General features: G+C 69.5%; 14 protein-coding genes. 7 read left to right on the forward strand and 7 right to left on the reverse strand.

Translation table 11 applies throughout. From position 1 onward, the window contains the following. Position 1: 1 nt before the first annotated feature. Together AB0B61_RS20440 and AB0B61_RS20445 are read left to right on the forward strand one after the other, a co-directional pair. Entirely contained in the window at positions 2-1,915 is a 1,914-nt protein-coding gene (locus AB0B61_RS20440; RefSeq protein WP_358433832.1) for an Ig domain-containing protein, read from the forward strand. 16 nt (positions 1,916-1,931) lie between these two features. Further along, entirely contained in the window at positions 1,932-3,449 is a 1,518-nt protein-coding gene (locus AB0B61_RS20445) for an Ig domain-containing protein (protein ID WP_358433835.1), read from the forward strand. Between the two features lie 45 nt (positions 3,450-3,494). Here the strand turns inward: AB0B61_RS20445 and AB0B61_RS20450 are convergent, their stop codons facing one another. Together AB0B61_RS20450 and AB0B61_RS20455 are read right to left on the reverse strand one after the other, a co-directional pair. Then, entirely contained in the window at positions 3,495-4,760 is a 1,266-nt protein-coding gene (locus AB0B61_RS20450; RefSeq protein ID WP_358433837.1) for a hypothetical protein, read from the reverse strand. Continuing rightward, on the reverse strand, positions 4,757-6,148 hold the full coding sequence (locus AB0B61_RS20455) for a glycoside hydrolase family 43 protein (RefSeq protein WP_358433839.1): 1,392 nt from the start codon (positions 6,146-6,148) through the stop codon (positions 4,757-4,759). The genes AB0B61_RS20450 and AB0B61_RS20455 overlap by 4 nt, the downstream gene beginning before the upstream one ends. Positions 6,149-6,363: 215 nt before the next feature. On the opposite strand from AB0B61_RS20455, the gene AB0B61_RS20460 reads away from it, so the two are divergent. Both AB0B61_RS20460 and AB0B61_RS20465 read left to right on the forward strand, forming a co-directional pair. Further along, positions 6,364-7,551: a cytochrome P450 gene (locus AB0B61_RS20460; protein ID WP_358433842.1), complete on the forward strand. Its 1,188-nt coding sequence runs from the start codon at positions 6,364-6,366 to the stop codon at positions 7,549-7,551. Between the two features lie 44 nt (positions 7,552-7,595). Further along, entirely contained in the window at positions 7,596-8,255 is a 660-nt protein-coding gene (locus AB0B61_RS20465) for a TetR/AcrR family transcriptional regulator (protein WP_358433844.1), read from the forward strand. Positions 8,256-8,316: 61 nt separating this feature from the next. On the opposite strand, the gene AB0B61_RS20470 is transcribed toward AB0B61_RS20465, so the two are convergent. The 3 genes from AB0B61_RS20470 to AB0B61_RS20480 form a co-directional block, all read right to left on the reverse strand. Next, the gene (locus AB0B61_RS20470; protein ID WP_358433847.1) at positions 8,317-9,375 is read right to left on the reverse strand and encodes a LacI family DNA-binding transcriptional regulator; all 1,059 of its coding nucleotides are present in this window, start codon (positions 9,373-9,375) and stop codon (positions 8,317-8,319) included. Continuing rightward, positions 9,372-12,239 carry a glycoside hydrolase family 3 C-terminal domain-containing protein gene (locus AB0B61_RS20475; protein ID WP_358433849.1) on the reverse strand — a complete coding sequence of 956 codons (2,868 nt, stop codon included), beginning with the start codon at positions 12,237-12,239 and terminating at the stop codon, positions 9,372-9,374. Before AB0B61_RS20475 ends, AB0B61_RS20470 begins: the two co-directional genes overlap by 4 nt. Before the next feature lie 161 nt (positions 12,240-12,400). Beyond that, positions 12,401-13,585 carry an ROK family transcriptional regulator gene (locus AB0B61_RS20480; RefSeq protein ID WP_358433852.1) on the reverse strand — a complete coding sequence of 395 codons (1,185 nt, stop codon included), beginning with the start codon at positions 13,583-13,585 and terminating at the stop codon, positions 12,401-12,403. A gap of 325 nt (positions 13,586-13,910) precedes the next feature. Here AB0B61_RS20480 and AB0B61_RS20485 point away from each other — a divergent pair, with 325 nt between their 5' ends. From AB0B61_RS20485 to AB0B61_RS20495, 3 genes are read left to right on the forward strand one after another with little or no spacing between them, the layout of a single operon-like run. Further along, a complete protein-coding gene (locus AB0B61_RS20485; RefSeq protein WP_358433855.1) occupies positions 13,911-15,566 on the forward strand; it encodes an extracellular solute-binding protein in 1,656 nt (551 codons plus the stop codon). Then, positions 15,553-16,575 (forward strand): ABC transporter permease subunit, encoded by a 1,023-nt coding sequence (locus AB0B61_RS20490; RefSeq protein ID WP_358433857.1) that lies wholly within the window; start codon positions 15,553-15,555, stop codon positions 16,573-16,575. Before AB0B61_RS20485 ends, AB0B61_RS20490 begins: the two co-directional genes overlap by 14 nt. Positions 16,576-16,577: 2 nt before the next feature. Next, complete coding sequence (locus AB0B61_RS20495; protein ID WP_358433860.1) at positions 16,578-17,468, forward strand: carbohydrate ABC transporter permease; 891 nt, start codon at positions 16,578-16,580, stop codon at positions 17,466-17,468. A gap of 60 nt (positions 17,469-17,528) precedes the next feature. Here the strand turns inward: AB0B61_RS20495 and AB0B61_RS20500 are convergent, their stop codons facing one another. Both AB0B61_RS20500 and AB0B61_RS20505 read right to left on the reverse strand, forming a co-directional pair. Further along, positions 17,529-20,234 (reverse strand): cellulose binding domain-containing protein, encoded by a 2,706-nt coding sequence (locus AB0B61_RS20500; protein ID WP_358433862.1) that lies wholly within the window; start codon positions 20,232-20,234, stop codon positions 17,529-17,531. A gap of 177 nt (positions 20,235-20,411) precedes the next feature. Then, positions 20,412-23,345: a glycoside hydrolase family 3 C-terminal domain-containing protein gene (locus AB0B61_RS20505; protein ID WP_358433864.1), complete on the reverse strand. Its 2,934-nt coding sequence runs from the start codon at positions 23,343-23,345 to the stop codon at positions 20,412-20,414. Positions 23,346-23,349: the final 4 nt, after the last annotated feature.

The following is a 23,349-nucleotide window of genomic DNA, read 5'->3' on the forward strand; positions in this document are numbered from 1 at the left end:
CATGAAGCGATTAACCGTCGCGCTCCTGCTGCTGAGCTCCTTGTTCGTCGGAGTGCAACCAGCGCACGCCCTGTCCGCCGCCCAGGTCGTCGACATGTTCGGCAGAACGGTCAACACCTACGGCGTCAAGCTGGTCGACTGGGAGGGCTACCTGGCCAACCCGTACATCCAGCTGACCGTCAAACCCCCGCAGGACGCCCAGTTCCCCGTCACGATCGACCTCAAGGCCGAGGGCACCTCCCGGCTGATGATGGACTTGCCCAGCCAGCTGACCGCGACGGGCGCCACCAAGACGCTGACGTTCGCGAACGCGTCGGAGCAGAAGACGTTCAAGCTGGAGATCGCCTCCAAGCGCGGCGCGGGCCAGGACGAGACGCACACGCTGCGGCTGGCGATCAGGGACGGCGGCGGCGCGACGTTCCAGCAGTCGATGCCGATCCGGGTCCAGCAGGACGAGAAGACCGCCCTGCAGCCGACGATCCCGATCAACTTCGACTACCGCTATGACACGGTCACCGGTTACTTCTCCAACCCGGCCTTCAGGACCGCCGCCGAGGAGGCCGTCAAGGACTGGTTCAGGTTCTTCGACGTGACGCCCTTCGACACGGTGGCGGCCGGGGCGGAGAACAACCACCTGCCGGGCAACGACTGGCAGAACGAGATCACGGTCACCAACAACGCGGCCTACAACGGCATGTACGTCTTCTTCCGCGGCATCCAGTCGCCCTACTCGACCGGCTACCCCGCCGCCAACGGCAAGTACTTCACCAGGAACGGCCAGCAGGTCGCGGGCCCGCTCCACCGCTCCACCGCGATGATCTTCGAGTATGACGAGGCGAACAAGCAGCTGTTCACCTCCCTGGCCGACGAGGACTGGTACAAGACCGACATCGCCGGCTCGGTCCTCGACGTGGAGGGCCTGGTCATGCACGAGTACGGCCACGCCGTCGCCTTCCACAGCGACTGGGCCGGGATGCGCTCCTACGTGAGCGGCGGCGGCAACGACCCGGACGTCGTCGACTACATGGGCTACGCCGTGCCGCTCGACAGCAGCTACCACATCCCCGGCGACCAGCGTAACTGGGACCGGCTGAGCGGGCAGAGCGGCGGCTGGACGCACTACTTCCCCACCCGCAGGTGGATGCTCACCAAGCTCGCCCTGCTGGTGGCCGAGAACGCGGGCTGGAAGCTGAACCGCAACCTGACCCCGTTCCTCAAGCCCGCCATCACCACCACCTCCCTGCCGCAGGCCACGCCCGGCCAGAGCTACACGCAGACGCTCGCCGCCAAGGGCGGGGTGCCGTTCTACGACTGGCAGGTCACCAGCGGCTCGCTGCCCGCCGGGCTCAGCCTCGACCGCTTCACCGGCGCGATCAGCGGCACGCCCACGACGGCCGGGACCTCGACCTTCACCGTGCAACTGCGTGACTACGACAGCAGGAGCACGCCGGTGACCAAGTCGTTCCAGCTCCAGGTCGGCGGCGGCGGTCCCACGCCCGTCAACCTGGCCACGAGCGCGACGCCGTCCGCGTCGTACACCTCGCCCTGGGAGAGCATCGCGGCGATCAACGACGGCATCGACCCGCCGAGCTCCAACGACACCGTCAACCGGCGCTGGGGCACCTGGCCCAACACCGGCGCGCAGTGGGCCGAGCTGACCTGGCCGGCCGCGCAGACGATCCGGTCTGCGGACGTGTACTTCTTCGACGACAACGACGGCGTGCGCCTGCCGGCCTCCTGGAAGCTGCAGTACTGGAACGGCACCGCGTACGTCGACATCCCGGGCACCTACCCGACCGCGCTCAACGCCTACAACCACGTGACGTTCACCGGTGTGAACACCACCAAACTCAGGGTCGCGCTCCAGAGCGGCCAGGCATCCGTCGGACTGCTGGAAGTGAAGGCATTCGCTTGAGAAGAAAGAGCGCTCAGTGAGAAAGATCGGCGTCGTTACCGTCCTGGCCGGGCTCGTGGGCGCGCTCTCCGTGCCCACGCCCGGCCTGGCGGCCCGCCAGGCGGCCCCGGCCCTGGACGTGTTCGACATCTTCTACCGCAACGTCAACGACCATGGCGTCCGGCTCGTGGACTGGCAGGGCTACCTGGCCAACCCCTACATCGAGCTGACCGTGCGGGCCCCGAAGGTGGCGGGCATCGCCTATCCGCTGACCGTCGACCTCAAGGCCGAGGGCACCTCCCGGCTGATGCTCAACATGCCGAGCGAGCTCACCGCGACCGGCGCGACCAAGTCCTTCACGCTCACCGGCCCGGCCGACCGCGAGGTCGTCCGGCTGGCCATCCACTCCAAGCAGGGCCCCGGTCAGGACGAGCGGCACAAGTGGGTCATGAAGACCACCGACGCGACCGGCGCCACGATCACCCAGACGATGCCGATCACGGTCCAGCAGGACGAGAAGACCGCCCTGCGGCCGACGATCCCCATCGACTTCGACTACCGCTACGACACGATCACCCGCTACTTCTCCGACCCGGGCGTGCGCAAGGCCGCCGAGACGGCGGTACGGAACTGGTTCGCCTTCTTCGACCTCAAGCCGTTCGACACCGTCCCCGCCGGGGACGAGGTCAACAAGCTGCCGGGCGACGACTGGCAGAACGAGGTCGAGGCCACCAACGCCAAGCCGTACAACGGCATGTACGTCTTCTTCCGCGGCATCCAGACGCCCTACTCGACCGGCTACCCGACCATCAACGGCAAGTTCCACACCCAGAACGGCAAGCCCACCCCCTACCACCGCTCGACCAGCATGATCCTGGAGTACGACGAGCAGCTGATGAAGCTGGTCAGCTCGCTGGCCGACGAGGACTGGTATAAGACCGACCTCGGCCAGGTCATCGACGTGCACGGCCTGGTCATGCACGAGTACGGCCACGCCGTCGCCTTCCACAGCGATTGGGCGGGCATGGCGAAGTACGTCGAGAGCATGGGCGACAAGAGCAAGGGCAGGGACGACCAGGAGGTCATCGACTATCAGGGCTACCCGGTCCCGCTCGACACCAGCTATCACGTGCCCGGTGACGAGCCGTACTGGGACCGGCTCAGCGGCCAGAGCGGCGGCTGGCGCCACGTCTTCCCGACCCGGCAGTGGGAGCTGACCAAGCTGACGCTGCTGATCGCGGAGAACGCCGGCTGGAAGCTGAACAAGAAGCTGACCCCCTTCCTCAAGCCCTCGATCGAGTCCGCCTCGGTCAAGACCGGCAAGGCGGGCGCCGCCTACGACCAGCGGCTCCAGGCCAAGGGGGGCGTGCCCTTCTACGACTGGCAGGTCACCGGCGGCGCGCTGCCCGAAGGGCTGGCCCTCGACCGGTTCACCGGCGCGATCACCGGCAAGCCCGCCGCGGCGGGCACCTTCTCCTTCACCGTGCAGCTCAGGGACTACGACAAGCTCAGCACGCCCGTCACCCGCGACTACAAACTCACCGTCAACGCGTGAGTAGGGCGGCGGCCTCGCGTGGCCGCCGCCCTACTTCACGGAGGTTCAGCGCCCGTAACGGCTCTTCAGGTGCCGCCACCAGTCGCGGAGCATCCAGGCGTCGAAGTCGGTGATCGAGGTCGCGCTGCCGGCCTTCATCAGGAAGCAGCACACCCCCGTCGGAGTCCAGTCGTAGAAGTCATCCAGACCGAACGAATGGCCCATCTCGTGCAGCAGGATGTGCACGTTGTCGGTGTTGAGGTTGCTCATGTAGTACTCGCTGCCGATGCGCTGACCCCAGTCACCGCCCGCGCCACCGCCGAAGCCCGCGGTGAGCCACAGCGACATGTCGTAGTGGTGGGACGCGCCACCAGGACAGTTCGGGTAATTGCCGCTCTGGTTGAAGAAGCGCCCGCACGGCTCGGCGCACTGCGGCGCGTTCTCGCGGATGTTGTTGACGTAGATGTCGACCGAGTTGTCGCTCCACTGGAGCTGGGCGCGGTCGCGCACGGCCCAGCCGACGACCTTGACCGGCACGTTGGTGTAGGGCCAGTTGTTGTGCCCGGCCATCACGTCCATCCACTTCTTGAACTGCCTGGCCAGCGTCGCGTGGATCTGGTCACGCTGGGCGGCGGTCACCGTGGCGGAGCTGTCCCAGCGCACGCAGTAGTTGATCGAGCCGCCGTTGGCCATGACCTGGTCCCAGCCGTAGTTGCGGAAGCCGTACAGGTTGGGGTACGTGCTCTCGACGTGCGACCAGACCTCGTTGAGCGGCGTGACCAGGTTGGCGGGCGGGTTCCAGGTGCTCGGGCTGCCGCCGCCGCCCGGGTCGTTGGTGAACGCCTTGACCTCCAGCAGCCCGACCGAGCCCTGGCCGCTCTGCAGGAGTACGCGCAGCCGCGTGGTGCTCACCTGGCCGAACGTCACCTTGTTGTAGGCGTTGATCGCCGTGGGGTAGCCGGTCGCGTTCGGCACGTCGTTGTAGGCGCTGCCGGTCCAGTACTGCAGCTTCCACGAGGCGGGGACGCGTACGCCGCCGTTGTCGTCGAAGAAGTACACCTGGGCGACCCTGAGCGTCTGCGCCTGGGCCCAGGTCAGCTCGGCCCACTGCTGGCCGGTGTTGGGCCAGGTGCCCCAGCGGCGGTTGACGGTGTCGTTGGAGCTCGGCGGGTCGATGTTGTCGTTGATCGCCGCGACGCTCTCCCACGAGGAGGTGTACGAGGCGCTCGGGGTCGCCGTCGTGGCCAGGTTGACCTCGGCGGCCACGGCGGGACCCGCGGGGACGAGAAAGAAGCTGAGTAACAGGATCGGGAGGAATGCTATACGTTTCATCGCGGTACCTGCCATTCGAGGACGCCGGTCGAGAAGCCGGTCTTCGAGGTGACGCTCAGCCGGAGCCTGGTCGTCGAGACCGCCGTGAACGTCGTGGTGTTGAAGGTGTTGGCCGCCGTTCCGCAGGCCGACTGTCCGGGCACGTCCACGTACGCGCTGCCGTTCCAGTACTGGACCTTGCAGGAGGCGGGCAGGTCGATGCCCTGGTCATCGTCGAACCAGTAGACGCCGACCCGGTTGACGCTCTGCGCGGACGGCCACTGGTACTCCAGCCACTCGGTGCCCTGGTGGCTCCAGTTGCCGTAGGCGCCGTGGCTGTGGTCGGCCGAGTTGGCCGGGGTGAAGCCGTCGTTGACCGCGCCGAGTGTCTCCCACGGCGAGACGTAGGAGGTGGACGCCGTCGCGCTGAGCGCCAGGTTGCCGGGGTTGGCGGGACCCGTCGTCTGCACGACCTTCTGCATGGTGCCGTCGGCGTTCCAGTAGAGCTTGTCGAGCGTCACCGAGCGGCGGAAGTTGCCACCTCCCGGGCTGGCCGCGTTGTGGTAGACCATGTACCACTGGCCCTTGAACTCGATGATCGCCGGGTGGTTGGTGGTCGAGGAGACCTGGTCCAGCACCACTCCCCGGTGCGTCCACGGTCCCAGCGGGTTGCTCGCGGTGGCGTAGCGGATGCACGCGTAGCCGGGCGCGGAGCAGGCCGAGTCGTTGGCGGAGTAGGCGAGGTAGTAGGTGCCGTTGCGCTTGAACATCCAGGGGGCCTCCCAGAAGTTCGACACGCCGCTCGGGGTGACCACGCCGCCGTCGAGGTTGATCATGTCGGGCTTGAGCTTGGCGGCGCGCAGGCCGTAGTAGGAGCCCCAGTAGATGTAGGCCTGACCGTCGTCGTCGGTGAAGACGGTCGGGTCGATGTTGAGCGGCGAGGAGCCCGGGGTGCTGTCGCTGATCAGCGGGCCGCCCTTGGCGTCGTGGAAGGGGCCGAGCGGGCTGTCGCCGACCGCCACGCCGATGTCCATCCAGCCGGCGCCGTTGCCGTTGACGGGGGCGTACCAGTAGTACTTGCCGTTGCGCGGCTCGACCTCACCCGCCCACGCGTCGGCGCCCGCCCATGGGAAGTCTGAAAGTTTCAGCTTCGCGCCCTGGTCCGTCCAGGTCGTCGCGTCGCCGGAAGTGAAGACGTGCCAGTCCCGCATGACGAAGTTCGTGCCGCCAGCGGGCGCTTCGTCGTGCCCCGTGTAGAGGTACATCGTGTCGCCGACCACCAGCGCGGCCGGATCGGCGGTATAGATGGACGTGGTGATCGGCGCGGCGGCGGGCGCCGGGACTGCGGTGATGAGGACCAGGCCGGCGGCGGCCGCCACGGCCAGGGTCATGGATTTCAGACGTCTCATGTCAGGGCACTCCTCGTCTGAGCTAGCGATTGCTTGGTTAGCGCTAACATTTTCGATCCCGGATCTGTGCGGTCGGCGGGGCGTTGTCGAGTGTTAGCGATACCACCAAGGTCGTCAAGGCCCAATGTTTACCGCGATGGTCTTGCGGCTAATCGATAGGTTGCTATCGTTTCTTGTCAGGGTATTTCGTGACGACCAGTCATTCTGGGGGATGTATGAGCGACATCTCAACGCTGCCTCTTTACATGCGGCGGACGGAGTTCAATCCCGCCACCGAGCTGGCGCAGCTGCGGGAGAAGGAAGGGATCACCCGCGTCACCACGTCGTTCGGCGTCGAGGCCTGGCTGGTGACCCGCTATGCCGACACGCGCGCGGTGCTGGGCGACGCCGAGCGGTTCAGCAACGCCCGTCAGACCATCTTCCAGCCACCCGGCGCGACGGAGGAGGAGCTCAAGGTGCTCCGCGCCGGCAACCTGCTCTCCTTCGACCCGCCCGAGCACAGCCGGCTGCGCCGGTTCCTGACGCCGGAGTTCACCCTCCGCCGGATGCGGCGGCTGGAGCCGCGGATCAAGGACATCGTCGAGGAGCACCTCGACGCCATGGAACGAGCCGGCTCACCCGTCGACCTGGTGTCGTCGTTCGCCCTGCCGATCCCGTCGCTGGTGATCTGCGAACTGCTCGGCGTGCCGTACGCCCACCGCGCCGACTTCCAGCGCAGGACCGGCCGGCTGCTCGACGTGTCGCTGCCCATGGACGAGCGCCTCAAGCTGCAGCAGGAGTCGCGCGCGTACATGACCGAGCTGGTCGAGGGCATCCAGGCCGACCCCGGCGAGGAACTGCTGGGCATGCTGGTGCGCGAGCACGGCGACGACCTGACCACGAACGAGCTGATCGGCATCGGCAACCTCCTGCTGATCGCCGGGCACGAGACCACCTCCAACATGCTCGGCCTGGGCACACTCGCCCTGCTCCGGCAGCCGGACCAGCTGGACCTGCTCAAGAAGGAGCCCGAGCGGATCGAGGCCACCGTGGAGGAGCTGATGCGCTGGCTCAGCATTCTCCATGCCAGCATCGGCAGGGTGTGCACCACGGAGACCGAGGTGGCCGGTCAGACGATCCAGCCCGGCGACCTGGTGATGTGCTCGCTGCCCCTCGCCAACCGCGACCCCGCCTTCATGGACGAGGCCGACGAGCTGGACATCACCCGCGGCGCGCCCGGCCACCTCGCCTTCGGTCACGGCGTGCACCACTGCCTGGGCGCGCCGCTGGCCCGGATGGAGATGCGGATCGCCTTCCAGGCCCTTTTCCAGCGCTTCCCCGGCCTGCGTACCGTCGCGCCCATCGCGGACTTCCGCTCCTTCCACGTCGTGTACGGGCTGGCGTCGCTCGAGGTGGCCTGGTAACGCTGCCATGGAGTGACGGCGTGGATGCTGCTAGCGTTCGGCATGTGCCAGAGCAGCGACGTCGTGCGGACGCACTGCGTAACTCCGACAGGATCGTCAGGGCGGCGATCACCGCCCTGCACGAGTCGGGCACGGCCGTCCCGCTGGAGGAGATCGCCCGCCGCGCCGGAGTCGGCATCGCCACCGTCTACCGGCGCTTCGGCGACCGCGACGGCGTGATCCTGGCCTGCTTCGAGACCTACTTCGCCGAGGAGATCGAGCCGGTCCTCCAGGCCGCCCGCGTGGCCGCCGACCCCCGGCAGGGGCTGGCCGACGCGCTGACGGCCGTGGTCGACACGCTGTCCGGCCACCGGGCGCTCCTGTCGGCCGCGAAGGAGGCGGGGGCGTTCACGATCGGCATCGCCGAGCGGTTCATGGGGCCGCTCGGCGACGTGCTGGCCGCCGCCCGGGAGCGCGGGCTGGTCCGCGACGACCTGCTGGTCCGCGACCTGGCGGCGATCGTGGTGATGGCGCTGGCGACGACCCTCCACCACGGGGCCGACTCCGACGACCGCGCCGACCGGCGGCGCTACCTGGCGCTCCTGCTCGACGGCACCCGCCCGTCGGGCGTGCCGCTCCCCCGCCCGTCCACCGTCAACCTCTTCGCCCACGAGTCGACGGACCGCTGCCCGGCCAAGGGCGCCACCCGCCACCACCACCGCTGACCCAAGGACCTGGCTCTGCGGTCAGGTGCGCCCCGGGTCAGGCGGGGGACCCCATGTGCGGTCAGGTGCTCGCGCGGACCGTCAGACGGGGGACCAGCAGGGTCGCGGGCGGCACCGGGCGGCCCGCGAGCTTGTCCATCAGCAGCCCGACGGCCTCCCTGCCGACCTCCTCGGCCGGGATCAGCACCGAGGTGAGCCGGGCGGGCTCGGCCACGTCGTCCGGGCAGATCGCCACCACCGCGAGGTCCTGCGGCACCTTGCGGCCCAGCTGCCGCAGCGAGCTCAGCACGTGGTTGACGGCCGCCTCGTTGTGCACGACCAGCCCCGAAAGGCCGGGCCGGGCCGCCAGCAGCCCGCTCACGGTGGCGTGGACCTCCTCGAAGCCCTCCTCGCACGGCAGCGCCGTACCGTCGAGCCCGTGCTCGGCCAGGGCGGCGGTGAAGCCTTCCAGCGTACGGCGGGCGAAGCCCGTCCCCCGCTCGTAGACCACCGCCGGCGCCCCGAGCAGGACCACCTCGTGGTGCCCGCGCTCGGCCAGGTGCGCCACGCACAGCGCCCCGGCTGCGGCGAAGTCGAGGTCGACACAGGTCACCCCGGCGGCGTCGGCGGGGAAGCCGATCAGCACGCTGGGCTCGGCGAGCCGGCGCAGCAGCGGGACTCTGGGGTCGTCGAGCTCGACGTCCATCAGCACCAGGCCGTCCACCAGCGCGCTGGCGGCGGCCCGGCGCAGCCCGTCGAGGCCCTCGTCGGCGGTCAGGAGCAGCACGTCGTGGTCGAAGTGGCGGGCGGCGGTGACCACCGAGGTGGCGAAACGCATCAGCACCGGCACGTGCATGCCGGCCCGCAGGGGCAGCACCAGCGCGATCACGTTGGCCCGCTTGCTGGCCAGCGCCCTGGCGCCGGCGTTGGGGTGGTAGCCGAGCGTCCGCACGCTGTCGAGCACCCGCCGCCGGGTGTCCGCCGAGATCGCCCGCTTGCCGCTGAGCACGTAGGAGACCGTGCTCACCGCCACACCCGCGTGCCGCGCCACCTCGACGATGGTGACCGCCCTACCGGTCGCGTGCCCGTCCTCAGCTCGCGCGTCCGCCGCGTGCCCGTCCGTTATGCGGCGTTCCGTCATGTGGTGGTCCGTCCGGTGCCGGCGTGGTCTCGGTCCATGCGGCTTCGGCCCGTTCGTCCCCGGTCGGCGCGTACGGCGGCGGGCGATCGGGGGGCCGCTCGATCGGTGCCGGTCAGTTCCAGCCTGCCCAGCGTGATGCCCACGTTCTCGAACACGACATAAAGATCGTGCACCCCCGAGGCTTCCGCAAGCTCGCCCGAGGACGCCGCCGGAGCGTAGCGCCCGGCCGGGGGTACGGGGATGGCGCCCAACGTGGGGCCGTGGAGGAGGTCGTCCAGCCGGAGCGTGACGACCCCGCCCTCGGTGCTCGCGGCCTCGATCAGGCACGACGCGGCCCCGGTGAGCTCGACGTCGCGGAACAGGATCCACGCCCCCTCGGCCTCGGAGCGCACGGCGTCGCCCGATACCTTGGCCGCGTCGACGAAGGCGACCGCGTCGTAGGCGTCGTGGTCCGCCGCGGCCAGGGCACCCCGCCGGGGTGGGATGGTCTCCCCCTCGATGTGGAAGGCCGCGCTCAGCCGCAGGTCGGTGGCGCTGCGGCCGACCATGAGCTGGTGCGGCGCGTCCTCGACGGCGAAGCCGCCGCGCGTCACGTCCCAGAAGGCCAGGTCCCGCACGGGGAAGGTGAGCGTGACGGCCCGGCTCTCACCGGGCGCCAGCCGTACCCGCTCGAAGCCCCGCAACCGGCGCAGTGGCTGCTTGACCCGGGAACGCCGCTGGTGGGTGTAGAACTGCACGACCTCGGTGCCGGCCCGCGAGCCGGTGTTGGTGACCGTGACCGTGGCGGTGACGGTCCCCCCGTCGACCGCGACGTTGAGGCCCGAGTAGTCGTAGGTGGTGTAGCCGAGGCCGTGGCCGAAGGGGTACAGCGGAGTGCCCCGGTAATAGAGATAGGTGGCGTCCGTGGCGATGATGTCGTAGTCGAGCAGGTCGGGCAGCTCGCTGGCCGAGCGGTACCAGGTCTGGGTGAGCCGCCCCTGCGGGTCGGCGTCGCCGAACAGCACGTCGGCCAGCGCGTGGCCGTACTCCTGGCCGCCGTGCGAGGACCACAGCACCGCGGGCACGTCCGGGTCCGACCAGGTGACGGGGTAGCCGCTGGTGATCACCATGACCGTGCGCGGGTTGGCCGCCCGTACCGCCCGGACGACCGCGTCCTGGGCGGGGGCCAGGGCCAGGTCCGTACGGTCCTCGGTCTCGCGGCCGTTGACCAGCGGATGATCGCCCACCACCACGACCGCCACGTCCGCGGTGGCCGCCAGTGCCGCCGCCGCCGCGGCGCCGCTCTCGACGACCTCCACCGTCAGCCACGTGGCGGCGTCGGCGTCGTCCACCAGCCTGAAGACCCCGTCGGCGGACAGACCGATGTAGCGGCCCGTGGAGATGTGGCGCAGGACGACGGCGCCGCGGGTGCGCTGTTCCAGCCGGAAGGTCTGGCGCACCTCCCAGCCGTTCGGGCCGGGCTGGTCGTTGACCAGGACGCCGCCGTCGTCCACGGACAGGAAGCGGCCGGTCGCGACCGCGCGGAAGGCGAAGGCCCCGCCGCCCCAGTCGAACAGGTCGAAGCGGCCCCCCGGCGTCCCGATGCCCAGGGGTCCGCCGTCGAGCCCGGCCACCACGGGGCCCGCGTCGGCGGTCAGCGTGACGCGGTCGACGGCCTCGCAGAAGACCGTCTCGCAGCGCTCGGCCAGACCGGTGCGGGCGGTCACCTCGTACGGCAGCGTGCCGCTGTACCAGTCCTCCAGCAGGGTGTCGCCGAGCTGGCCGAGCACCGCGATCCGGCGGCAGGCGGCCGGTGCCAGGGGCAGCAGGCCGTCGTTCTTCAGGAGCACGATCGAGCGGGCGGCCGCCTCGCGGGCCAGCGCCTGGTGCTCGGGGCAGTTGACGACCGCCTCGGTGATGTCGTCGTACGGCGTGGCGGGGTCGAACTCGCCGAGCCGGAAGCGGATCGACAGCGTGTGGCGTACGGCGGTGTCGAGGTCCGCCTCGCTCAGCAGGCCGCGTTCCAGCGCCTCGCGCAGGTGGCCGAGGGTGGCCTCGGCCCGGTCGTCGTCCTGGGTGAAGCTGTCGAGCCCGGCCCGTACGGCGTGCGCGTACGCCTCGGCCGGGTCGTCGTAGTACCCCTGCAGCCCGGTGAGGTTGCCGGGTGCGTAGGCGTCGCTGACCACGAGCAGGTCGTCCGGCGCCCAGGCGCGCAGCACCTGCCCGATCAGCGGGCTGAGGTGCGCCGGGCGGCCGTTGACCAGGTTGTAGGAGGGCATGACCGCGACTGCGGCACCGCTCTCCAGAGCGGGCCGGTAGGCGGGCAACTCGTACTCGTGCAGGACCCGCGGCGGCAGGTTGCTGGAGGTGACGCAGCGGTAGGTCTCGTTGTTGTAGCCGAGGAAGTGCTTGAGGGTAGGCGCGGTCCGCATCACGGGAGCGCTCCCACGAAGCCCGCGCGCATAGGCCGTGGCCATGACGCCGGTCAGCAACGGATCTTCGGAGTAGCCCTCCTCGTTGCGGCCCCAGCGCGGATCGCGCAACAGGTTGACCACGGGGGCCCACACGTTGCGCCCGGCGCCGGACGGGTCCTTGTGGTGGAAGGCCAGGACCTCCTCGCCCGCCGCCTCCCCCACCCTGCGGACCAGCTCCGGGTCCCAGGTCGAGGCCAGCCCCACGGCCTGCGGGAACACCGTCGCCGGACCCAGCCAGGCCAGGCCGTGCAGGGCCTCGGTGCCGGTACGGAAGGCGCCCACGCCGAGCCGCTCGACCGGCGCCTGGTACTGGTGGAGCAGTGCGAGCTTCTCGGTCACGGTCAGCCGGGCCTGCAGATCGGCGATCCGCTCGGCGAGGGGGAGGTCCGGGTCGCGGAACGGTTCGTTCATGGAGCCACCTTCTGAGAGCGTCGAAACGCTTCGACTAGCGGGGGGAGCGCGCTTCGAGTCTCTGTCGAAGCGCTTCGATAGCCGGTCCAGAAAAACCCCGCCCGTTACACGAGTGTTTCGAACGGAGTTCTTCTGAAGGGTGCACGCGTGTGCGAGCGGGGTCAAGAGATTCGCGGCAATCTTCCTGAATCGATGGAGTCGAGCACCCGGGCGGCTCCGCCGAGCGCGGCCGCGTCGTAGCCGAGGGACGAGATCACCACCTGGCAGCCGCCGGCTTCCGGCGCGATGGTGCGCTCGCGCACCTCGGCCTCCACGGCGGGCAGCAGCCAGGGCGCCAGCGGCACGTAGTAGCCCCCGAGGATCACCACCTGGGGGTTGAGCAGGTTGGCCAGGATGGCCACCCCGCGGCCGAGGTCGCGGCCCACGCCGCGCAGCAGGCCCAGGGTGTGGGCGTCACCCGCGCGGGCCCGCCGGACGACCTCCTCGATCTCCAGTTCCACCTCGACCGGTGAGGGCGAGAGGTGCTCCAGGACCGCGCCGATGCCGGCCACCGCTTCCAGGCAGCCGGTCCGGCCGCACCGGCACTCCGGCCCCAGCGGGTCGATCTGGATGTGGCCGATCTCGCCGCTGTAGCCGCGCCCGCCACGGCGCAGCCGGCCGTCCAGGATCACACCGGCGCCCACGCCCATCTCGCCGGTGAGGTAGACCAGGTCGGTGACCGCCCCGTGGGGGCCGAAGCGGTGCTCGGCCAGGGCGCCGAGGTTGGCGTCGTTGTCGGCCTGGATGGGGAAGCCGGGGTCGCGCAGCGCCTTGGCGAGGTCGCCGCTGACGTCGGTGTCGAGCCAGCCGAGGTTGGGCGCGACCCGCACCACGCCCTGTCCGTCGACCAGGCCCGGCACCGCCACGGTCAGGCCGAGGATCTGCTTGTCCTCCTTGGCCATGCGGTTGACCACCCGCCGGACGATCGCGGCGACGGCGGCCACCGAGCCGGGGAAGGCGCGCCGCCACGACAGCAGCCGCTCCCCCGCCAGGTCGACGGCGACGGCCGTCACGTAGTCGACGTTGATCTCCAGCCCGATCGCCGCGTACGGCGAGCCGTCCAGCACCAGCATCGTGGCCGGCCTCCCCACCCGGTTCTCGGTCAGGCCGGTCTCGCGGACGAGCCGCCTGTCGATCAGGTCGGCGACCAGGCTCGACACGGTCGCCTTGTTCAGGCCCGTGGAGGCCGCGATGTCGGCCCGCGAGCACGGCGCGTGCTCGCGGACGAAACGCAGCACGACGGCCAGGTTGGTGGCCCGCACGTCGGCGAAGTCGGCCGGCTGCGGGTCGGTCGATGAGGTGATCAAAGTCTGTCCCGTCCGTCAGGCCGTCGCGGGCGATCATGCCGCGGTACCAGTGTGCGCTGTCCCCCGGGGTCCCCACGCCCGGCGTCCCCCCACCCAGTGTCCCCACACCGTCGGCGAGAGCCGCGCGGGCCCCCAGGAACGGCGGGCAGGGAGCCGTCAGCGAATCTCATCTCACTCCCGACATCAATCTGTGACCGGCGCCACACCTTGTGGTCAGCATCGCCTCGGGTTTAGTTTGTTTGGTCATTAGACGAACTAATTCTAGCCCGTAGACCTCCCCTTCCGACACCCCCTCACCCTGCCCCGACCAACGAAGGGAGCCGTCGTGACACCGTCGATGACTCGCCGAGGATTTCTCGGCCTGGCCGGTCTGACCACCCTCGCCGCCTGCTCCGCCCCGACCGGGACCCGGCCCGGCTCGAGCGGCGCGACCGCGGCCGCCGCGGACAAGCTGACCCAGCTCACGCCGGCGTACGTCGAGTTCGCCGGCGTCAAGCCCGACCTGGCCGGCACGGTCTCCAACCTGCCGGGCGTGCCGGGCATCGCCGGCGGCTTCACCACCTACCCGGCCGCCCCCACCGCGGCGCTCACCCAGAAGGCGGGTAAGGGCGGCACCTACAAGGCGATGACCCCGCTGTGGGGCCCGCCGCCGCCCGGGTTGCCGGGCAACACCTACTTCCAGGCGGTCAACGCCGACATCGGCGCGACGGTCGAGTTCCAGATCGCCGACGGCAACACCTACGCCGACAAGGCGATCGCCCGGCTGGCCTCCGGCGACCTGCCCGACATCTTCGCCCTCCCGAGCTGGGAGATCGACAAGATGGCGGACTTCAACACCGCCGTGGACAAGGCGTTCGAGGACCTCACGCCGTATCTGCAAGGCGACAAGGTGAAGCCGTACCCGCTGCTGGCCAACCTGCCGACCCCCGCGTGGGAGTGGTCGGTGTGGAACGGCAAGCTGATGGCGATCCCCTACCCCACAGAGCCCTTCCCGTACGCCCTGCTCTACCGCAAGGACCTGTTCGACAAGAACGGCTGGAACCAGAACCCCAAGACCGCCGACGAGCTCTACCAGCTCGGCAAGACGATCACCGACGCGAAGGCCAAGCGCTGGGCGTTCGGCGACATCCACGAGATGGCCTGGCCCATCTTCGGCGTCCCGCAGGACTGGCGCTACGCCGGCGGCAAGCTGACGCACAAGTACGAGACGCCGGAGTTCGAGGAGATGCTGGCCTGGATGCGCAAGCTCTTCGCCGAGGGGCTCATCCATCCGAGCGTCGCCGGCAGCAAGGGCGCCAACGAGAAGGACCTGATCGGCGCGGGCCAGATCACCATCTACAAGGACGGCCTCGGCGGCTGGAAGGAGCTGCTCCAGCAGCACACCGGCAAGAACCCCGACTTCGCGCTGGGCGTCTTCCCGCTGTTCGCCCATGACGGCGGCACGCCGATCATGTATCACAACAACGCGGCGGGCATGTTCACCTTCATCAAGAAGGGGCTGCCGAAGGAGAAGATGGAGGAGATCCTGTCCATCCTCAACTGGTGCGCCGCCCCGTACGGGACCAAGGAGTACGAGCTCTCCAACTTCGGGATCAAGGGCAAGCACTTCACCCTCGACGCCAAGGGCATCCCGCAGAGCACCGACCTGGGCCGCAAGGAGGTCGCCTACACCTACGGCTTCCTGGGCGGCCGTCCCCTCTACGTGGACTGGCCCTTCCCCGAGGCGGCCAAGGCCAACATCGACTGGCAGAACGCCTCCTTCAAGTACATCGAGAAGACGCCGTTCGACGGGATCAGGATCCAGCGGCCGTCGAAGTACTCGGGCCTGCAGGTGCCGACCGAGGACAAGTTCACCGACATCATGCGCGGCCGCCGCCCGGTCAGTGACGCCAAGCAGATCGCGACGGAGTGGCGGCGCGACGGCGGCGACGAGGCACGCGAGTTCTACATGAAGGTCCTGCGGGACAATGGCCGCGCCTGACCACATCGCGGTCGAGCGGGCAACGGACGCCGGGCCGGCGGGAGACCTGCCCTCTCCCGCCGGCTCGGGCATCACACAGACACGGGTCCGGATCAAGCAGGGCTCGCTGCGGGCCCGGTTCCGGCGCGACTGGCAGCTGCTGCTCATGACCGTGCCGGCGATCGGGCTGCTGCTCCTGTTCCACTACGTGCCGCTGCTCGGCAACGTGATCGCCTTCCAGGACTACTCCCCCTACGTCGGCGTCAAGGACAGCCCGTGGGTGGGGATGTCGAACTTCCAGTGGCTGATGTTCGACCAGAGCTTCTGGGACGCGACGCTCAACACGCTGTCGATCACCACGTTCCAGCTGATCTTCTACTTCCCGCTGCCGATCCTGCTGGCCATCCTGCTCGACAGCGTCGTACGGCCCCGCCTGCGGCTGTTCATCCAGGGCATCGTGTACATGCCGCACTTCTTCTCCTGGGTCCTGGTCGTCACCCTGTTCCAGCAGATGTTCGGCGGCGCGGGACTGCTCGCGCAGATCCTGCGCGACCACGGCTTCGCGGGCGTGGACATCATGACAAATCCGGACACGTTTATTCTGCTGGTCACCGCCGAGACGGTCTGGAAGGACGCCGGCTGGGGGACGATCATCTTCCTCGCGGCGCTGGCCGCCATCAACCCCCACCTCTACGAGGCCGCCGCCGTGGACGGCGCCTCCCGCTGGCGGCGGCTGTGGCACATCACGCTGCCCGGCCTGCGCCCGGTGTTCGTGCTGCTGCTGATCCTGCGGCTGGGCGACGCGCTCAACGTCGGCTTCGAGCAGTTCTTCCTGCAGCGCGACGCCGTCGGCCGCGACGCCGCCGAGGTGCTCGACACGTTCATGTACTGGCGCACGCTGCTGACCGGCGAGTGGAGCTACGGCGCGGCGGCGGGCCTGGTCAAGGGCGTGGCCGGGCTGATCCTGATCCTCATAGCCAACAAGGTCGCCCACCGTTTCGGCGAGCAGGGAATCTACAAACGATCATGACTATGCCTGTCTGGGCCGAGCGGCCCACCCGGTTCGGCGCGAGCGTCAAGGGGCTGGTGCTGGCCCTCATCGTGGCCGCCGTGCTGTTCCCGATCTACATGGTCGTGCTGACCAGCCTGTCCACGCAGGAGGCGGTGTCGAAGGCGGGTGGCCTGGTCACCGTGCCGGGCGAGCTGTCCTTCGCCGCCTACGAGCAGCTGTTCGCGGGCGGGGTGGTGACCCGGTCGATCGGGGTGAGCCTCGGGGTGACCGTGGTCGGGACCCTGCTCAGCCTCACGGTCACCGTCCTGGCGGCCTACGGGCTGTCGCGGCCCGGCTCGCTGCTGCACCGGCCGATGCTGTTCCTCGTGCTGCTGACCTTCCTGTTCGGGCCGGGCATGATCCCGAGCTACCTGCTGGTCAGCTCGCTGGGGCTGATCGACTCGTACTGGGCGCTGATCCTGCCGACCGCCGTCACCGCGTTCAACCTGGTCGTCATGCGGGCCTTCTTCATGAACATCCCAGAAGAGGTCACCGACAGCGCGCGGATCGACGGGGCGAGCGAGTTCCGCATCCTGTGGCGGATCGTGCTGCCCATGTCCAAGGGCGTCACGGCGGTGATCGGGCTGTTCTACGCGGTCGGCTACTGGAACGCCTTCTTCAACGCCACCCTCTATCTCAACGACAGCACCAAGTGGCCGCTGCAGGTGGTGCTGCGGCAGTTCGTGCTTCAGGGGCAGTCGATGTTCGTCGGGCAGACGGGTGACACCGCGGTCGGCGGGCACGCGCTGCCGCCGAGCCTGGCGATCCAGATGGCCATCGTGACGCTGGCGCTCATCCCGGTGCTGGTCATCTACCCCTTCGTGCAGAAGCACTTCACGAAGGGCGTCATCATCGGCGCAGTCAAGGGCTGACGAAGGACCGGCAAGGGCTGACCGAGGGAGAGTCCTCTCCCTCGGTCAGCCCTCCTGTTGTCAGGCGGGGGTGCAGGTGACCGTGGCGGGCGGGTCGTTGCTGCTCGTCCAGTTGCCCGTGAAGCCGAACGTGGTGCTCGCGCCCGGATCCAGCGCGCCGTTGTAGCTGACGTTGGTGACCTTGACGGCGGCGCCGGTCTGGGTGTGGGCGCCGTTCCAGAGCTGGGTGATGGTCTGGCCGTTGGGGAAGGTCCAGCCGACCGTCCATCCGGTGATGGCGACGGTGCCGGAGTTCTTCACCGTCACCCCGGCCTGGAAGCCGCCCTGCCACTGGCCGCTGGGCGCGTAGGTCGCCGCGCACGACTTGCCCGGAACCGGCGTCGGCGTGGGCGTCGGGGTGGGCGTGGGAGTCGGGGTCGGGGTCGGGGTGGGCGTCGGAGTCGGGGTGGGGGTCGGGTTGGGGCCGGTACGGTCGCCGTAGATGATGCCGCGGCCGTTGGTGCCGAGGTAGACGCGGCCGTACACACGGGGGTCACCGGTGAGCGCCTCGCCCATGTTGGCGTACTGGTGCCGGTCGTCGTTGATCCGCACCCACGAGGCGCCCGCGTCGTCGGAGCGGAACAACCCGTGCACGCCGTCGATCTGGCCGACCAGGTAGATCGCCATGTACGAGCCGCCGGGGGCCGCCTTGCCGAAGCCGACGTTCTCGGCCGCTGTGACGTTGGCGAGCTTGGTGAAGGTGGCGCCGGAGTCGGTCGAGCGCCACAGGCCGTAGGTGCCCGCGGGGTCGTACTTGCCGGTCGACGGGGCGCCGCCGGCGAGCCAGATGTGGCCCTCCTTGCCGGGCACGACCTTGAACTTGACGGTGGCGCTGCCAGTGGGCAGCCCGGTGGCGGCGGACTGGGTGAAGGTGGCGCCCGCGTTGGTGCTGACGTAGAACTTGCCGCCGGAGTAGCCGTAGAACTTGTTCGGGTTGACCCGGTCGGAGCGCACCTGCGCCTGGGCCGGGATGCCCGAGGCGGCGGTCCAGGAGCTGCCCGAGTCGGTCGAGCGGCTCACCGCCCCGCCGGTCGGCGACCACACCGTGGTGCCGGCGTTGGCCGAGATCGCGACGCTGCCGCCCTGGGTGACCCCGCCCGGCTCGCTGCTGGCCTGCCACCAGTTGGCGCCTCCGTTGGAGGAGAACCCGATGCGGGTCACCCCGGCCGTGTCGTTGTCACCGGCGCGGACCATGTTCGACGGGCTGAGCTCGGCGTAGTCCATGCTCCTGGTGGTGACGAGGTTGGGCTGGGTGTACATCATCGGCGGCACCGCGTCGAGGTTGCTGTGCACGAAGCCGCCGATGTCGCCGACCGCCGAGAGCAGGGGCGCCCCGGTCGGCGGGCTGATCAGGTCGAGGACCGCGGTCTCCTCCAGCCCCTCGATGAACGGCTTGATCGTGATCTTGCCGCCGGCGGCGTCCCACTGCTTGAGGTTGGCGGTGCCGTAGATGGTGGCGCCGGTGCCGTACAGCAGCCGGTTGGAGTCGAACGGGTCGATCTCCATCGCCTCGGTCATCCAGCCGAGCTTGGGCGTGATCTCAGGAGGCTGCGGGTTGCCCATGGCCAGCCACGGATGGGAGGAGACGTCCTGGGTGTAGCGGAAGGTCCGGTTGGGGTAGCCGTTCCAGTCCCAGATCCGCGTCCAGGTGGCGCCGCTGTCGGTGCTGCGGAACATGATGTTGTCCGGCCACCACGATACCTGGCTGGCGACCATGATCGTGCTCGGGTTCTGGCGGTCGATGGTCATGCCGCTGAAGCCGTAGTAGCGGTCGGCGTCGGGGGTCGGGGTGATCTCGGTCCAGGTGCCGGTGGCGGTGGCGTAGCGCCACACCTCGCCGTCCTCGCCCACGTACGGCCCGCCGGTGTTGCCGGTGGCCAGGTAGAGGTAGCCGTTGACGGCGTCGAGCACGCCCTTGTGCGGGATGTAGCCGGTCGGCTGGCCGGCCACCCGGCTCCAGGTGACGCCGCCGTCGGTGGAACGGTAGACGTTGTTGTCCTTGTCGGCCACCCCGGCGTAGATCGTCTTGGTGGCGGTGCCGGCCGAACCGGTGCGCGGGTCGAAGGTGATCCAGGGGATGCCCTGGGTCATCGTGTTGTAGTTGTACTGGGTGTCGTTCGGGTCCTGGGCGAAGTTGCCGACGTTCGGGAAGCTCGTGACCTTGGCCCAGGTGACGCCGTAGTCGGTGCTCTTCCACAGGCCGTTCTTGTTGGCGGTGCCGTAGAAGAGGATGTTGTTCTTGTTCGGGTCGATGACCAGGCGCTCGCCCATGCCGCGGCCCGGCATGTTGCCGAAGCCCTTGAACGGCAGCTCGGTGGCCGCCCAGGTGTTGCCCCGGTCGGTGGAGCGCAGGATCGCGCCGTTGTTGGCGTCCCAGTCGTTGGTGTACATGCCGGTGGCGACGTAGACCCGGTTCGGGTCGACGGGGTCGGTGGCGACGCTGACGCCGCCGACCCAGCTCCACTTGTCCCAGCCGATGCCGTCGAGCAGCGGCGTCCACTTGGTCTTGTCCCAGCGGTAGACGCCACCGATGTCGGTCCGGGCGTAGATGAGGTCCTTCTCCTTCTGGTTGAAGACGATGCCGGGGACGAAGCCGCCGCCGCCGATCTTCACTCCCTTGAAGGCGTACGGATCCGCGGCGACGGCGCCGACCGGCGCCATCCGCACCACCACCATCGCCACGGCGATGGCAGCCACCGCGAGCAGGCTGAACAACCTTCTTCGCATGAGCGGTTTCCCTCTCCGGGGCCGAAGGCCCCACAGCAGCAGATGACCGCCATGCACGACCGGGTACAGGACCCTGCCGTCGCCGCTCCAGCGCACATGGTCGCGAGGTCCCCGAACCCTCACTCAGAGGCTCACACAGCCTCCGAGCAAGGTCAATAGTTTGGTTATTAACCAAACTTACTTGGTGAGGGTCAGGTCCTTGATCCGCAGGTCGCCCTTGAAGACCAGGTAGAGATCCCGGATCCCGCCGGCGCGGGACAGCGTCGCCGACGTGGTGCCGTACTGGTAGATGCCGCCGGTGGCCGGGACCGCGACGGTGGCCAGCAGCGCGCCCGACGGGGAGCCCGCGCGGACCTCGAAGGAGCCGCCCGCCACCGAGGACACGCCCGCGGTGATGCCGGTGAGCCCGCCGCGCAGGTCGGTGTCGGCGAACTTCAGCCAGTCGCCCGTGACCGCCCCGATCGCCTCACCGCTCGCCTTCGAGGTGTCGACCAGGTCCACGCCGGAGTAGTCGTCGAAGTCGATCGCCCGGGTGCTCCTGGTCAGGTCACGGGGCGGGATCCGCTCGCCGCTCACCTGGAAGGTCGCGCGCTGCCTGATGGCCGAGGAGGAGCCGCCGACCAGGACGTCGTGGGCGGCCGACTCCACGGTCCACTTGCCGCGGGTGACGTCCCACAGGGCCAGGTCGGCCTTCTTGACGGTCAGCTTCACCGTACGGCTCTCGCCGGGGCGCAGCGTGAGGCGGGTGAAGCCGCGCAGCTGCTTGACCGGCTGGGTGACGCGCGAGCTCTGCTGGTGGGTGTAGAGCTGGACGACCTCGTCACCGGCCCGCGACCCCGTGTTGGTGACCTTGACGGTGACGTCGTAGGAGTCGCCGCGCGGGGTCACCTTCAGGCCCTGGTAGCCGAAAGTGGTGTAGCTGAGGCCGTGGCCGAAGGCGTAGCGCGGGTCGCCCCGGTGATAGAGGTAGGTCATCCCGGTCTTGGTGAGGTCGTAGTCCAGGATGTCCGGCAGGTCGTCGGAGCGGTACCACGTCTGGGTGAGCCGGCCCGCCGGGTTGCGGTCGCCGAAGAGCACGTCGGCCACGGCGTGCCCGGTCTCGGCGCCCGCGTGGGTGGTCCAGAGCAGGGCCGGGGTGTCCACGTTCATGGTGGTCGGGTAGCTGTCCTCCAGGACGACCACGGTGTTGGGGTTGGCCGCCCGCACGGCCTTGATCAGCTCCTGCTGGCCCTGGCCGAGCGCGAGGGTGGAGCGGTCGTGGTTCTCGCGGCCGTAGACGAACGGGTTGCTGCCGACCACGACCACCGCCGCGTCGGCGCCCTTGGCCGCCGCCGCCGCGGTCTTGGCGCCGCTCTGGACGACCTCCCTGGCGAAGTGCGCCGCGGCGGCCTTCGTCCCGGTGCCGAGCGTGCCGTCCGCGCCGACGGTCACGTAGTGCTCGGGGAAGGGCCACCAGCCCTCGTTGACCTCGTAGCCGACGTACTGGATCAGGTACGTGCCGTCCGCCTGGCCCTCCAGCCGGAACTGCTGCTGGACGAACCAGCCGCCGGGGACGTCGGAGTTGGTGACGTACGGCCCGAAGTTGCCGGTCAGCAGCTTGCCGTTGCCCACGTTGCGCAGGGTCGAGACGTCGCCGGTCCAGTCGGTCTGGTCCCAGGTCGAGGCGCCGCCGGGCGCGGTGTCGGAGACGACGACGCTCTGGCCCGTGGTGCCGGTCGCGGTGACGTACTTGCCGCTGGCCAGGTCCTTGAGGGCGATCCGGTCCAGCGCGTCGGCGCCGGTCACCGCCGCCCGCGCGCCGAGCCGTTCCTTGATGCCGGCCAGCGGGGTCACCTGGTAGGGCATGGTGCCGCCGTACCAGTCGCTGAAGAGGGTGTCCTGCAGCGGCCCGAGCACCGCGACCTTCTTCAGGCCTGGCGAGAGCGGCAGCGTCTTGCCGGAGTTCTCCAGCAGGACCATCGCCTCGCCCGCGGTCTGCCGGTTGAGCCGCTGGTTCGCCGCCGAGTTGATCACGTCCTTGGTGATCTTCGCGTACGGTCCGCCGTCGGGGTCGAGCTGGCCGAGCCGGATCCTGATCGACAGCACGTGCCGCACGGCCCGGTCGATGTCGGCCTCGGTGATCAGCCCTTGGGAGAGGGCGGACTTGATGTTCGCTGTCATGAGGGAGGGGTCGTCGTTGTTGACCGTGAAGCTGTCCAGGCCGGCCTTGAGCGTCGCGGCGACGGCCTCGGGCTTGGTGTCGTAGTAGTGCTCGTACTCCTGCAGCGCGTCCGGCGCCCAGGCGTCGCTCACGTTGTAGAGGTCCTTGGTCGTCCACGAGCGGACGACCGCGTCGAGGTCGGGGTTGACGGTGTTCGGCCGTCCGTTGACCAGGTTGTAGGAGGCCATCACGCCGGTGGCGGCGTCGTTGGTGATGGCCGGCTTGAAGGCGGCCTCGTCGTACTCGTGCTTGATCCTCGGCCGCAGGTTGGAGGAGGTCAGGCCGCGCAGATACTCGTTGTTGTTGGCCAGGTAGTGCTTGAGCACCGGAGCGGTCTTGAGGTAGACGGGGTCGTCGCCGGACAGCCCCTTGCCGTAGGCGGTGGAGATGGCGCCGGTCAGCAGCGGGTCCTCCGAGTAGCCCTCCTCGTTGCGGCCCCAGCGCGGGTCGCGCAGCAGGTTGACCACCGGCGCCCACACCTGGGTGCCCCACAGGACCGGGTCGATGGCGTTGTAACCGCGCACCTCGTCGCCCACGGCCGAGCCGACCCGCTTGATCAGCTCCGGGTCCCAGGTGCTGGCCAGGCCGACCGCCTGCGGGAAGACGGTGCCGCTGGCCAGCTTCTGAGTCCAGGCGTCGTTGTGGTCGTTGGACCAGGCGACGCCGTGCAGCGCCTCGGTCCCGGCCTTGAAGTACGGCAGGCCGAGCCTGGGGATCGCCGGCTGCGACTGGTGCAGCAGCGAGATCTTCTCGTCGAGGGTGAGCCGGCCCAGGAGGTCGCCGACGCGCTGGTCGAGCGGCACGGCCGGGTCCTGGTACGGCAGGACCGTCGCGGCATGGCCGGGCGCGGCGTTGACGGGCGCCGCGCCCATGGTGACCGCCAGCAAGGCGGCCGCCAGGAATCGCTTCATTCGG

The sequence above is a fragment of the Nonomuraea sp. NPDC049158 genome (assembly GCF_040648335.1).
In the GTDB taxonomy this organism is placed as follows: domain Bacteria; phylum Actinomycetota; class Actinomycetes; order Streptosporangiales; family Streptosporangiaceae; genus Nonomuraea.